Source organism: Paenibacillus baekrokdamisoli, from assembly GCF_003945345.1.
Lineage (GTDB): Bacteria > Bacillota > Bacilli > Paenibacillales > Paenibacillaceae > Paenibacillus_Z > Paenibacillus_Z baekrokdamisoli.
Genome location: NZ_AP019308.1, coordinates 7,159,232 through 7,173,032, shown reverse-complemented (window position 1 = coordinate 7,173,032; position 13,801 = coordinate 7,159,232). Strand labels below are relative to the sequence as shown.

Sequence of the window (13,801 nt, the reverse complement as noted above, 5' to 3'; positions counted from 1 at the left end):
ATAAGTATCATATGCACATGTACCTAGGCAGGTCACACGAAAAAAGGGCGATTCGCGGCAGACTCCTTTTCCACCCAGTAAAAAGAAAAAAGCCTTGCGTCAGCTAGTGCTGACACCAAGGCTCTGTATGCATCGTTTGAATCCCTTTCGATAAAGTTGCTATGTAAAGCTCTGACCCAAGCCAATCCATATCTGTTACGGGAACACCAGGCTTGACCGAGAATAATGTAAGTCGCTCGCCAAGACGACCCACGCGATAAAGTCCCTTATCAGTGCAAACATACACTTGTGCATGTTTGGATACAACAGAAAAAACAAAAATATCGCCAAAGCGAATCGTGCTGAAGCCGCCCTCCCCATTACTAACTACAAGCTCCCCCTGTTCACTTGCCCCGAATAAATGATCTCTAGTCGCAGCAAGCGAGGTGACGCCGAATCCAAGTTGAAAGGACGCCCATCGATCCGTCATACGGTCATACATGCTAATTCCTTGATCAAGTCCGATGTATAAATATTGCGGTGTAAATAAAAAGTCATAGACGATGGAATTCTCATAAGCCGATTCCTTCCACTTGTTAGAATCTTTATACAGCAGGCCTGATGCCGTAGCTGCAAAGCCGTAGCCCCACTCTTCTTTGTACTGGTAGCAGGATTGGCCCACTTCGGCAAAATGCCATTCACGCTGATCATCAAGTCGATATAACCCTTTATTGGTACATGCATACATAACACCGTTCACCAATTGAAGACGGTTAATATTCGCGCTTTCAGGCAGCCCTTTCGAAAGTCCATTCCAATCTCCATGCTCAGACTTATGATAAATGCCCTTACCAGGCGAAGCAGCAATAACAGAGCGGTCAGATTGCACCCTTACCGAAGAAAAATGGATGGGACGTGACTGCCAGCTTTTATAGGAATCAGGTAACATGATTCAGCTCCTTGCTCGTTCTTTAAGTTATTTTCCAATAGTTCTATATTAATTGATAATGATTATCAATGTCAATATTGACAGCTTACAAGGAATCATTTTACTCAAAATAACAACAAAAAAGGATTATCCCGAAACCCTGAAGAGTTTCCGAACAATCCTACTTGTGAGATCTTTTTCATACCACTGCTGTAAAAAAAGATAATTACAGCAGTGTCATGAACTTCCGAAAGGTTAACGAGAATCGCTGATAGAGATGATTTGTTCTTTTTGTTTCCAGTCAACTTTGGCCCCGAGCGATTCACTGATGAAACGCAGCGGAAGATACGAGGTGCCATTGACGCCAAAAGGTTTATTCGGCAGTTGAACCGCTTTGTTATCCATTGTAACTTCTCCGGACTGAAGATTAATGATGATGGTGAGCGATGGCTTACCGGACTCCGTTCGGCTAATCGTTACGACTTTCTTCGACTCATTCCAAGTTACAGTGGCGCCTAATTTCTCAAAGATCGAACGAAGCGGAATAAATGCTTGTCCATTACGAGTGATGACTCCATTAGTCAAAGCTATCAGCTCACCATTCAATTGGATCGAGACAGGCTGCTGTACAGGTACCGGAATATTATGCATAAATTCATAATCACCGTTGCCTAGCTGAGCATTTTTGTTGACACCCCATCCCCAGAGCGTGCCGTCATTCTTCTGCATAATGAAATGACGTCCGCCGCCTTTAATTAGATTTATATCATTCGTGATTAGATTAAAGGTTGGATTATCAGGCATCGCTTCCCGCTCAATGGAGGCCTCCTGGACCTTTCCATCATTGGTCTGCACGATCAAGGATCGTTCAACGATATAAGCATCCTTCACATCTTTGATACTTGTTAGCTGTTTGAAGCCCTTTTGTACATGAAACTCTGTCCCATCTGAGTAACCCGTAATGGTTACCCCCCAGAACCAAAGACGGGATTGTTTATCAATCGCAATCGTCGTATTGCCATTCGTTCTAAACATTTGAATATTAGCCAACTCTTGCTTAGATGAAGCAGTCAACTTCCCGACTGGCAATTCCTTTGCAGTAAACTCAGAAGGCCAGGTCCAGAACGTTCCATCGTCTTTCAAAGCCATGTTTTGTTGAATATCAACAACATGATCCAGAGATTGAATGGATTCAAAGGATGTTAACTCGTTCCTATTCACCCAGACCGTACCGTCTTTCTTCAGAAAGACCCATCGTTTTTCCCACTTCTGATCCTGTATTTCAAAATAGCTGCTTATACTTGCCACATCATCTATACCAGAGATAAGTGTGATATGAGCAATATCCAGTTTATTATCCACTTGAGGAATGGTGTATACTTTTCCATCTCCATTAACAACGACTACTTGATCATAGCCAAAAGATTCGACGGAAACGATATGGTTTAGTTCTTTTATCGGAGAGATTTTAAAGGAAGCAGATGAAGGAGTGCTTCTTTCCCAATACCAAACCGTATTATCTCGCTTCATCACAAATTGAAAGTCGAATGAAGCTGCTACATCAGTAAGTCCAGTTACTTGCGTCGGCACGGACAGATTGCCGCCCCATACCCAATAGGAACCATCCGTTTTGATTAGTGAGGATGAATCGAATGCTTGGATATTGGCCTTTGTGATGACTGATGTAGCTGTTGTAGCTGCCGATGCTGATAGTGGGAAACTGAATAACACTGAGAGCAGACTTAAAATAGTAATTAACCTTTTCATTGCTTTGCGCTCCTTTTGAAATAAGTAATTTAGCAAAATTCGCATCCATTTATGGATGTCATTGCCATTATAAACGCAAAGAAAGAGAACATAGTTGCACACATTTCCATTTTTTATATATTTCATTCATCCTCCGCGTCCGTTGCGATGAGCTATGACGTCGAGTCGAACAGCTTGTCAACTCTATCCTCTATGTCCGAAATTGTGCTTGATGCAAGCGAGAATAAACGCCGTTCAAGGCAAGCAGTTCCTCGTGAGGACCTTGCTCCATAATTCCTTGCTCGGTTACAACTACGATCCGGTCAGCATTCCGAATCGTAGCAAGTCGGTGTGCAATGACGAGCGTCGTTCTTCCCTCAGACAACTCAGCGAGTGACTGTTGAATCGCCGCTTCCGTCTCCGTGTCCAGCGCAGAGGTCGCTTCATCAAGAATGAGAATTGGCGGATTCTTCAAGAACATCCGTGCAATAGCCAAGCGCTGCTTTTGCCCGCCTGATAGCTTAACGCCTCTTTCACCTATAATCGTCTCCAGCCCATTGGGCTGAGCTTGAATAAACGTCTCAAGGCGTGCGCGGCGAGCCGCTTCCCAAATCTCATCATCTCCCGCTCCAAGATTCCCATAGCTGATATTCTCTCGAATCGTCCCAGAGAATAGGAACACGTCCTGCTGCACGATACCAATCTGTCTGCGCAGCGAGACCAGCTGATAGTCCCGAATATCCGTTCCGTCTATCGATATGCTGCCTTCGGCGATATCATAGAATCGCGGCAGCAGACTGCACAGCGTTGTTTTCCCCGCTCCCGAAGGTCCGACGAAGGCGACCGTTTCACCGGCGTGAATAGATAAGTCGATATCTGTTAAAATGTTGGCTTCATTCTCATAACGAAAGGTTACACCTTGGTAGCGAATCTCTCCCTTGAGTGAGCCAGCTTCGATGGCAGTTGGCGCATCAGCTACATCAGGCTCTGTATCGATGATTTCTACATAGCGTTTGAAACCAGCTATTCCTTTGGGGTAGCTCTCAATAACGGTGTTAATCTTCTGAATCGGAACTAGAAAAACGTTCGTTAATAGAATGAAGGCAATAAACTCGCCGTAGGTTAATTGCTTCTGAATGACAAACCAAGTGCCACATATGAGCACGAATACCGTTACAAGACGCATCAGAATATAGCTGATCGATATATTCCAAGCCATGATTTTATAGGACAGAAGCTTGATGATACGGAAGCGACCATTATTAACCGCGAATAATTTCTTCTCATGTTCTTCATTAGCGAAGGCTTGTACGACACGAATGCCCCCGATATTATCCTCTACCCGCGCATTGATATCAGCTAGACTTGACATCATACCACGGAAGGCGCCCACCATTTTGCGATTAAAGAATACCGCCATCCACAGCAGGAGTGGTACAATCGTGAACGTCAGCAATGCAAGCTTAACGTTAATGGATAGCATGAGAATTAACGCTCCGATCAAGGTCATGACCGCGATGAACAAATCCTCCGGACCATGATGCGCAACCTCGCCGATTTCTAACAAATCGTTCGAGATTCGGGACATCAGCTGCCCTGTCTTGTTGTTATCAAAGAATCGAAACGACAGCTTCTGCAGATGGTTGAACATTTTGCTGCGCATATCTGTCTCGATATTAATACCCAGCATATGACCCCAGTAGGTCACAACAAAATTGAGCAGCGTATTGACGGCATAGATGGCGAGAAGTCCGCAGCATGCGAGGATGATGAAAGACCAATTGCCTTGGGGCAGCAGCTTATCTACAACTTGATTCACGGCGAGCGGAAACCCAAGCTCCAGAAGCCCGGCAACAACCGCGCAAGCGAAATCAAGAAGGAATAAATGCTTGTATGGACGATAATAAGAAAAGAAACGACGAAGCATATCTAGCGGCACCTCAGTATTCTATGATTTGTAGAACTAGCTGCTTTAAGCTTTGGAGCGAGCAAGTAAATATAAGAAATAAGGCGCGCCGATGATGGCGACTACAACACCAGTCGGAATATCCGCGATTGATCGAGCCAATGTATCAGCAATAATGAGCAGCAGCCCACCTGCGAGGGCCGAAGTGGGAAGCAGTAATTGGTGCTTCGGACCAACAAGACGACGTGCAAGATGGGGGCCAATCAAACCGACGAAGCCGATGCCTCCACTAACAGCTACGCAAGAGCCTGCTAATCCGACCGCTGTCGCTAATAGGAACAGTCTTTCCTTCTCTATGGGTGCACCCAGTCCGGCTGCTGTCTGCTCATTCAAATTGAGGACATTCAGAACACGAGCCTTATAGAAAGAGAATGGCAGCAAAATAACGATCCATGGGAACAGAGCAATGACGAACTTCCAGCTCGTGCCCCATATCGACCCTGCAAGCCAAACCGCAACGAATTTATAATTCTCCGGTGACATTCTTAATGTAAGGACAAGCATCGCCGCACTAATGCCTGCAGAGACGCCAATTCCATTCAGCAGCAATCGGATTGGCGATATGCCCTCACCTTTCTTAAAGGCCAATGCATAGATTAGAGCTGCCGTCAGCGATGCTCCTACGAAGGCCAAGAACGGAAGCAGAAACACAGACGAGGGCGATGTGCTCGGGAAGTAGGAAATGAATAATACGACTACCAGGCCCGCTCCCGAGACGATGCCTAGAATACTGGGATCGGCAAGCCCGTTTCTCGTGATCCCTTGCAAGATACAGCCCGAGACCGCAAGACCCGCTCCGACCAGCACGGAAATTACGATCCGCGGCAAGCGAAAGTCAAATAAAATCAGGCTTTCCTTCGCTGTACCACCGCCGAATAAAGTTTTTAACACCTGTAGTGGAGACAATTTAATATAGCCGGAGTTCATACTAATAATAAAGGCGACTATGATTAATAGACCTAGTATGACCATAATCGCAAGCGATTTCATGGAGCTCCGGTGTTCATTAGCTGCTGGTTTTACTAGGTTCATTATAGTTCTCTCCTTACATTACGCGCTAGATAGAGAAAAAAAGGAACGCCAATGAGGGCGATCAACAAACCGATCGGTGTCTCGGCAGGGGCATTAATCAGCCTTGCTCCAATATCGGCGAATACAACAAACAAAGCGCCAACTATGGCTGAGCATGGAATGATCCAACGATAATCTACGCCTACCAGATAGCGGACAAGATGGGGAATAATGAGCCCAATGAAACCAATTGGACCAACCGCCGAAACTGATGTTCCTGCAAGAATCAATACGACAATCGTACAGGCTACTTTCACAAGAGCAGTCCGCTGCCCTAGTCCGGCAGCGATTTCATCTCCTAGGCTGAGCAGAGTAACAGACCTTGATAGCACGATGGCAGCAGCTAAGGCCGCTAGTATGAATGGCAGCATCAATTTGAGCTGAAGCCATTTTGTTCCCGCAACCCCTCCAGCGAACCAGAATGCCAAATCTTGTCCGACATTCGCATAAATCGCAATTCCTTCGCTAATCGCAACTAGCAGCGTACCTACGGCAGCACCCGCCAAGGCTAGACGAACAGGCGTAAGACCATTCTTGGCTAATGCGCCAATGCCAAAAACTAAACCTGCACCTAAACCCGCACCTAAGAATGAGTATAGAATCAAATGAAGGTAAGGAAGCCCTGGGAAGAAAGCAAAGCATATCGCAAGTACTACGCCTGAACCGGCATTAATGCCGAGTAAACCCGAATCTGCGAGCGGGTTACGTGTCATGCCTTGCATGATGGCTCCTGCAACAGCAAAGCATGCGCCTACCATTGCACTAGCAAGCGCTCGAGGCATTCTCAGCTCTCGAATGATCTGATGAGACTGCAAATCCGGATTGAAGTGAAGGACGGATCCCCATACCGTAGACAGACTAATATCCGCAGCACCAACAGAAATGGATAACGCCAGACTGAATACCAGCGCAATCATACCTCCAATTATTAGGAAGGCTCCCGTTAGCGGGCGCGTTCGTTTTTTCACTTTCTCACTCATCATAGTCCTCCTAAAACAATCTCTTATGTAAAAATATGTAGAACAGCAAAAGTCAAAAAATTCTTTTTCATTATAATTGATAATAGTTATCATTATCAATGATTAATTTGCGAATACAAAAAAGAGAGACGCCTCGTCTCTCTCATCGCATACACCTTGGAGCCTGCTCCTTATCCTTTCATTCTCGATTCGCGGCATGCCACAGGGAACCGACTCCTCTGCCAACGGGCACAGACGCCTCAATTGCCTTCGTGACAAATCGTTTGGCCACTTCAACTGCTTCTTCCACTGATATTCCGAGAGCTAAACCCGCGGCAATGGCAGAGGCCGTCGTACATCCGGTACCATGCGTATGCTTGGATAAAATACGCTGAGCTTGGAAAAGTAACGCCTCGTTCTTGCTAGAAGCTCTACTTACCAGCACATCTATACAATCTTCTGCTTTTGCATTTCCGTGAATAGATGCTAAATGGCCTCCTTTAAGGAAAACATACTGCGGTCCGAATTCAAGCAGCCTTCTTGCTGCTTGAATCATATCCTCCACCGAACGGATCGCGTCCTCAGCCCAGCCCAGTAATTCACAGGCCTCAGGTACATTAGGCGTCACAACCTCAGCTATCGGAAGCAGCTCATTGCGAAGCGTCAAGATGGCTTCTTGACGCAGGAGAGCAGATCCGTCTTTCGCGTACAGAACCGGATCTACAACCACATGACGTATGCCATATTGTCGGATAGCTGAAGCCACAGCCAAAACGTTACCGGGAGAGAGCAGCATCCCCGTCTTCACAGCATCTGCCCCGATATCGCTCAGCACGGAATCAAGCTGGGCTTGAACGGCATTCTCATCCAGCGTGTAAATAGCCTGAATACCAAGGCTATTCTGGGCAGTTACAGCTGTAATCGCACTCATGCCATATACGCCAAACTCTTGAAAGGTTTTAAGATCAGCCTGTATACCCGCTCCACCGCCAGAGTCGGAGCCTGCAATTGTGAGTACTCTAGGCGGCGTCATTCCAGCACTGGCGCTTCTTTCATCCCCGCACATGTTCATCGCTGTACCCCGCTCCCCCGCTTTGCGAACCTTTCAGGTGCGAAAGGTGATCCCTTTAATGAATCTCCTCGAAGTAAACTGCCTACCATCGCTGCCGTTGCTGGACTAAGCAGAATGCCATTCCGGTAATGTCCGGCGGCAATGATAATATCTTCTCTGCCAGGGATTGTACCGATTAATGGCCATCCATCCAGGGTTGCTGGTCGGAGTCCTGCCCAGCTTGATAGCGGCCGCTTCCCTTCAAGGAATGGGAATACGCGTGGTCCCCACCGAATAAGGCTCTCTATTCCACGCTCGGTCACGGTTGTGTCGTAACCAGCAACGTCTTCGGATGCTCCACAGATGAGTGTGCCATCCTGCTTTCCCACCCAGTAAGCCTGACTGGAAAACACCATATGCTTTACTGCTCCTGCTTCTGCTCCTGCTTCTGACGCAATGTCGAAGGAACAAATTTGCCCGCGAATCGGATGAATGGGAATGGGAAACCCGAATAACTCCGCATATTTACTAGCCCATGCCCCAGCACAAATAATCAACTTATCGCCGACTATTCTTCCATATTCACTCGTTTCGATGGCCGTTTCCATTCGAAGGGGATCCTTCGTGATTGCTGGCAGCTTTATCTCTCCTGCATGGGACATGAGTTGGATGCCCAGCTTAAGGCACGCCACTTCGAGGGCTGCAACAAGCTTCGGCGCGTGGACATGACTCTCGCTGGGACAATAGATTGCTCCCGCTATAGCTGCTGCCAGCTTCGGCTCCATATGGCGCAGCTGCTCCGCTCCGATAAGTTCAGCTGCTGCGCCATAGCGCTGCTGCCATGCCATTCGCGTTTGCAGCGGCAGCAGATCCGCCTCGTGCATAGCCACCGTTATGCTTCCGGTTGGCATAAGCTCTACGTTCATCCCAGATAGGCTTTCGATCTGTTCCACCCAAGCCGGATATCGCTTCAAGCTATCCATGCATAATTGAAAGAAAGCGTCCGGTTGTTCAGGATTCTCCGTATAAGGCGCCAGCATGCCAGCAGCTGCACCTGAAGCCTGACCGCCAATTGCACTTGGTTCCACAACAGTCACCAGCGAACCATTCCGTGCGGCCTCGAATGCGCATGACAGTCCAATAATTCCACCGCCAAGCACGACAATTCTCTCAGGCACCGTCAGACACTTCCTTCCGAAAGGTGTGATGTCATCAAGGAAATCCCCGCTAATTCACTACTCGCTGAGGCATACTGCCGTTTGGGAATCCGTCCTGCCTGATAAGACAACCGTCCAGCTGTAATGGCCAGCCTGATCGCATATGCCATCGTGACAGAATCCTTTGCCTTCGCAACTGGCGTATTCACCAGAATACCGTCCGCGCCCAGCTCCATCGCTTGCACGACATCTGCCGCCGAGCCGATTCCTGCATCCACGATAATCGGCACATTCGCATCTTCTACAATAAGTCCAATATTATACGGATTTAATAATCCAAGTCCTGACCCAATTGGTGCCCCTCCTGGCATAACCGCCGCCGCACCCGCTTCCTCTAGTCTTTTGCAAAGAATAGGATCATCAGAGGTGTAGGGAAGCACCACAAATCCCTCACTAACGAGCCGTTCAGTCGCTCGCAGCGTCTCAATTGGATCAGGAAGCAGCGTTCGCGGATTCGCACTGATCTCGACCTTAATCCAGTTGCCCAGTCCTGCTGCTTTGGCCAGCCTTGCGATCCGAATTGCCTCATCAGCATTGTTAGCACCAGAAGTATTGGGCAGATAGCTCAGCTCTCTTCCAGTTAAATGCTGAAGGATTGAATCATCCTCCGTAAAATCCAAATTCACGCGGCGAACAGCGAAAGTAACCACTTCAGCAGCCGATGCTTCTAGAGCAAGCTGAAAGATAGCTGGACTTGGGAATCTGCCCGTTCCCAGAAAGAATCGCGAAGTAAGCTGCTTCCCACCGATAACCAACACATCATTCTGATTATTAGGATAGGTTTCCATTCTGATCAGCCCCCTCCGACAAAATGAACGAGCTCAAGTGATGCGCCCTGCTCAAGTAAAGCCGTATGCCACGCCTCACGGGCGATAATCACACCGTTAAGTTCTACGACCATCCTTTTGCCTGCGAACCCTAATTGTTCCATTAACGCATGAACCGACTGGGCGTTTGTCTGTTCATTCCGTCCATTTATTCGGATGGTTCTCGTCTCCCCGCTTCCCCCGGCTCCTTGTTGGCCTGTCAAAGCCGTTCGAAAAGAACGACAAGTCTCCGCCACGTGCTCACTTCCTACAATCGCCGAAACGGCACAGACTCGGGAAGCTCCTGCTGCGATCACTTCACCGACATTGCCCAGTGTAATGCCACCGATCGCTACCCAAGGAATCTTTACTTGCTTCGCGACCTCTCGCACATAATCTGTGGTAACTGCCTTTCTACCCGCCTTCGTCCCCGTTGGATAGACGGGCCCGACTCCAATGTAATCCGCTCCGTCACGTTCCGCATCGAGCGCTTGGTCGATATGGTGTGTAGAAATACCTATAATAGCGGCTGGACCCAGAATCCGCCTTGCTTCCTTAAGCGGTAAATCATCCTGACCGAGATGGACACCATCGGCTTGGACAGCAAGCGCCACGTCAAGATAATCATTTATAATAAGCGGTACGTTATAACGATCCGTTAGCTTACGTAGTGTGTATGCCTGGGCAAGCACTTCTCTTTTGGACAAGTCCTTTGCTCGAAGCTGGACCATATCAGCTCCCCCAAGGAGAGTCTGTTCCATAACATCCACTAGACTTCTGCCTGTATGATAGTTCTCTCCCGTAATGACATACAATCGAAAATCCTTCCAGCTATGAAGACTCAATTAGCAGCTCTCCTTTTGCTTCAAACGATTCCACAACATAAAGATTGCAAAGCGCCAGCGCATGCTCCACATCTTGCGTACCTTGAACTAGAATTCGTCCATCGGAAAAGAGAACAAGACGCTCCCCACCAGCAAGCTGAGCACGAATCAAGTAAGGATTGGCTGTAACCTCACAGCCTCTTGAGGTTAATAATTGCCGCATGACTGCTAAGTCGAGCGTATGCGCGAGTGTAACTTGAATCATGTCCCGGCCGCATAATATCGCTGTTCGGGAGACTTCCAGACCCGTCTCAATGACTTGAAATTCTTTCATCTCTGCTGATTGACCACAATGCTGACAATGCTTAGAAGGCCCAGGAAGCGCGGATTCCTTCACGCTATAAGGCCATAAATTGGCAGTCAGCCAAGTACGCCTTAGTGCATCTTTGTTCCCGCTAAGCCACTTGAGTGCTTCCGCGGCTTGAATCGCTGCAATCCATTCAACGATTGGTGAGATAACGCCAAGTGTATCGCAGGTTTCCCCTGCTTCTTCCTCCTCGTTACCAACCAAACAGCGAAGACAAGCCGTTTCTCCCGGTACCAGCATCGCACTCATCCCTTGCGCGCCAGCCACACCGCCATATAGAAACGGAATACCATAACGATAGCTAACATCGTTGAGTACCAGCCTAGTTGCGGCATTATCAGTTCCATCTAGAATAAGATCAACACCATCTGCGAGCTTGCTTGCATACTCTGCTGTCATATCAATAACGAACGGCTCAATATGGATGGTACTGTTGATTTGTCGTAATTTTGCAGCAGCCACCACTGCCTTAGGCAGTGAGGCAAGCGCATCTGCTTCATCGAACAGCATTTGACGTTGAAGATTGCTTGGCTCAACGAAATCCCGGTCCACCAGCCGAACTTCTCCAACACCCGCACGCACCATATGTTGGGCAAGGGAGGCGCCAAGCGCTCCACAGCCAACGATAAGTACGCATGAATTCCCAATTCTGCTCTGCCCCTCTAGACCAATCGGGGCAAAGCGCGTTTGACGCGAATAGCGTTCAGCCCAGCGATCATCTCCGGAGTTCATAGCTTCAGAAGGGCTGGTCTCTTGCCCCAATAAGGCAAATTCACTTCCGTTACGCATAGATCGAGCTGCCCGATGACTTGAATGCATCTGCCTTCTCTTTCATACCTGCTTCAATCGCCTCTTGCGTTTCTAGGCCATGCTCCTCTGCATAATCACGAATATCCTGTGTGATGCGCATACTGCAAAATTTCGGTCCGCACATGGAGCAGAAGTGAGCTGATTTGGCCGCATCGGCCGGCAGTGTCTCATCGTGATAAGACATCGCACGCTCAGGATCAAGCGATAGGTGGAATTGATCATGCCAGCGGAACTCGAATCTAGCCTTGGACAGCGCATTGTCGCGAATCTGTGCACGTGGATGACCTTTAGCCAAGTCAGCAGCATGGGCAGCGATTTTATACGTAATGACGCCCTCTTTCACATCCTCTTTGTTCGGCAATCCGAGATGCTCCTTGGGCGTTACGTAGCAGAGCATCGCTGTTCCAAACCATCCAATCATCGCTGCGCCAATCGCCGATGTGATGTGATCATAGCCTGGAGCGATATCCGTTGTGAGCGGCCCAAGCGTATAGAATGGAGCCTCTTGGCACACTTCCAGCTGACGATCCATATTTTCCTTGATTAGATGCATAGGTACATGACCTGGCCCTTCGATCATAACTTGAATGTCATGCTTCCAAGCGATTTTCGTAAGCTCACCGAGTGTCTCAAGCTCCCCAAACTGCGCCGCATCATTGGCATCTGCGATGGAGCCTGGACGAAGGCCATCACCGAGCGAGAAAGAAACATCGTATTGCTTCATAATCTTACAAATATCCTCGAAATGCGTATAAAGAAAGTTTTCTTTGTGATGCGCTAGACACCATGCTGCCATAATGGATCCGCCGCGGGAAACAATACCCGTAACGCGTTTGGCCGTTAGTGGGATGTAACGCAGCAGCACACCGGCATGAATGGTGAAATAGTCGACACCCTGCTCGGCTTGCTCTATCAACGTATCTCGGTATACTTCCCAGGTTAAATCCTCTGCCTTCCCATCAACCTTCTCGAGTGCTTGATAGATAGGTACAGTGCCGACTGGAACAGGGGAATTACGTACGATCCACTCGCGCGTTGTATGAATGTTTTTGCCTGTCGACAAATCCATAATCGTATCTGCTCCCCAGCGGGTCGCCCAAGTCATCTTCTCGACTTCCTCTTCAATGGAAGAGGCAACGGCGGAGTTGCCGATGTTCGCATTGATTTTGACATGAAAATGTCGTCCAATAATCATCGGCTCGCTCTCCGGATGGTTGATGTTGGCTGGGATAATGGCGCGTCCTACAGCTACCTCGTTACGCACGAACTCGGGTTCCATCCCTTCGCGAATCGCAATATACTCCATCTCTGGCGTAATAATCCCTTTGCGCGCATAATGAAGCTGGGTCACGTTTTGCTCCCCTTTTGCACGAAACGGTCGACGTTCCAAGGCAGGAAAAAGCTCAGCTCCACGCTTGGCCGCCGTATCTTCAGAATGAAAGCCATTATCGAGCGGCTTAATGTCACGTCCCTCGTATGCTTCAACATCCCCACGTTCTTCAATCCATGCCTGCCGAAGTGCCGGCAAACCGCGCCTAACATTAACATCATACTGAAGATCCGTATAAGGGCCGCTAGCATCGTAGACTCGGATCGGCTCATTTTCTTGCTCAATGCCATTACGGCTGGTGGTCGGTGACAAAGCAATCTCTCTCATCGGTACGCGCACATCGGCACGGCTTCCTTCTACGTACACCTTACGGCTGCCTGGCAGCGGAGTAGTTAAAATAGACATGAATAAAAAACCTCCTAAAGGATGTTGTAGCTGGATAATCCCTAGGAGGCGCTGATGAAGTTATGGGTTGTGAACATGGCTAACTTTAGACGGGAGCAAGGCAATGGACTGTTCTGATGATGCCTATACTTATATAGACACGAGCAGCAACTATACCAATTGCCATTGCCTCAATTGCAACATTTCCGTCTCATTCCACCACCGAAGCACAAAAAAACCGCTCCGGCGAAGGGAGCGGTGGATGTCGCGGGTCTATCACCCTTAACATGGCGCATAAGAATGCTTCCATGTACAGGGCGCAGGTTTGTCGTATTGCCTAGTTATACCGCGGCAATTACGAAC

General features: G+C 48.3%; 11 protein-coding genes. All 11 read right to left on the bottom strand.

Annotation, left to right across the window (positions count from 1 at the left end; translation table 11 throughout):
* Positions 1–103: 103 nt before the first annotated feature.
* The 11 genes from EKN16_RS31635 to thiC all read right to left on the bottom strand — a co-directional run bounded on the left by EKN16_RS31635 (position 104) and on the right by thiC (position 13,459).
* Entirely contained in the window at positions 104–928 is an 825-nt protein-coding gene (locus EKN16_RS31635; RefSeq protein WP_125665584.1) for a hypothetical protein, read from the bottom strand.
* Between the two features lie 234 nt (positions 929–1,162).
* Positions 1,163–2,674, bottom strand: coding sequence for a stalk domain-containing protein (locus EKN16_RS31630; protein WP_164523078.1), 1,512 nt, complete (start codon positions 2,672–2,674; stop codon positions 1,163–1,165).
* A 190-nt stretch (positions 2,675–2,864) separates the two neighbouring features.
* Positions 2,865–4,580 (bottom strand): ABC transporter ATP-binding protein, encoded by a 1,716-nt coding sequence (locus tag EKN16_RS31625; RefSeq protein ID WP_125665580.1) that lies wholly within the window; start codon positions 4,578–4,580, stop codon positions 2,865–2,867.
* Positions 4,581–4,625: 45 nt separating this feature from the next.
* A complete protein-coding gene (locus tag EKN16_RS31620; RefSeq protein WP_375782053.1) occupies positions 4,626–5,609 on the bottom strand; it encodes a FecCD family ABC transporter permease in 984 nt (327 codons plus the stop codon).
* A gap of 41 nt (positions 5,610–5,650) precedes the next feature.
* Positions 5,651–6,670 (bottom strand): FecCD family ABC transporter permease, encoded by a 1,020-nt coding sequence (locus EKN16_RS31615; protein WP_125666887.1) that lies wholly within the window; start codon positions 6,668–6,670, stop codon positions 5,651–5,653.
* A 178-nt stretch (positions 6,671–6,848) separates the two neighbouring features.
* Positions 6,849–7,682, bottom strand: a complete 834-nt coding sequence (gene thiD / locus EKN16_RS31610) for a bifunctional hydroxymethylpyrimidine kinase/phosphomethylpyrimidine kinase (RefSeq protein WP_125666885.1) — start codon at positions 7,680–7,682, stop codon at positions 6,849–6,851.
* Between the two features lie 35 nt (positions 7,683–7,717).
* Positions 7,718–8,878 carry a glycine oxidase ThiO gene (thiO, locus tag EKN16_RS31605; protein ID WP_125665576.1) on the bottom strand — a complete coding sequence of 387 codons (1,161 nt, stop codon included), beginning with the start codon at positions 8,876–8,878 and terminating at the stop codon, positions 7,718–7,720.
* A gap of 2 nt (positions 8,879–8,880) precedes the next feature.
* Entirely contained in the window at positions 8,881–9,705 is an 825-nt protein-coding gene (locus tag EKN16_RS31600; protein WP_125665574.1) for a thiazole synthase, read from the bottom strand.
* 5 nt (positions 9,706–9,710) lie between these two features.
* Positions 9,711–10,568: a thiamine phosphate synthase gene (gene thiE, locus EKN16_RS31595; protein ID WP_125665572.1), complete on the bottom strand. Its 858-nt coding sequence runs from the start codon at positions 10,566–10,568 to the stop codon at positions 9,711–9,713.
* Positions 10,555–11,703, bottom strand: coding sequence for a ThiF family adenylyltransferase (locus tag EKN16_RS31590; RefSeq protein WP_232016130.1), 1,149 nt, complete (start codon positions 11,701–11,703; stop codon positions 10,555–10,557). Before EKN16_RS31590 ends, thiE begins: the two co-directional genes overlap by 14 nt.
* The gene (gene thiC / locus EKN16_RS31585) at positions 11,696–13,459 is read right to left on the bottom strand and encodes a phosphomethylpyrimidine synthase ThiC (RefSeq protein ID WP_125665570.1); all 1,764 of its coding nucleotides are present in this window, start codon (positions 13,457–13,459) and stop codon (positions 11,696–11,698) included. The genes EKN16_RS31590 and thiC overlap by 8 nt, the downstream gene beginning before the upstream one ends.
* Positions 13,460–13,801 lie beyond the last annotated feature (342 nt).

Coding starts and splice junctions, on each gene's coding strand:
- EKN16_RS31625 (WP_125665580.1), bottom strand. CDS start 4,580: ATGCTTCGTCGTTTCTTTTCTTATTATCGTCCATACAAGCATTTATTC.
- EKN16_RS31590 (WP_232016130.1), bottom strand. CDS start 11,703: ATGCGTAACGGAAGTGAATTTGCCTTATTGGGGCAAGAGACCAGCCCT.
- EKN16_RS31600 (WP_125665574.1), bottom strand. CDS start 9,705: ATGGAAACCTATCCTAATAATCAGAATGATGTGTTGGTTATCGGTGGG.
- thiC (WP_125665570.1), bottom strand. CDS start 13,459: ATGTCTATTTTAACTACTCCGCTGCCAGGCAGCCGTAAGGTGTACGTA.
- EKN16_RS31635 (WP_125665584.1), bottom strand. CDS start 928: ATGTTACCTGATTCCTATAAAAGCTGGCAGTCACGTCCCATCCATTTT.
- thiD (WP_125666885.1), bottom strand. CDS start 7,682: ATGACGCCGCCTAGAGTACTCACAATTGCAGGCTCCGACTCTGGCGGT.
- EKN16_RS31620 (WP_375782053.1), bottom strand. CDS start 5,609: ATGAAATCGCTTGCGATTATGGTCATACTAGGTCTATTAATCATAGTC.
- EKN16_RS31630 (WP_164523078.1), bottom strand. CDS start 2,674: ATGAAAAGGTTAATTACTATTTTAAGTCTGCTCTCAGTGTTATTCAGT.
- EKN16_RS31615 (WP_125666887.1), bottom strand. CDS start 6,670: ATGAGTGAGAAAGTGAAAAAACGAACGCGCCCGCTAACGGGAGCCTTC.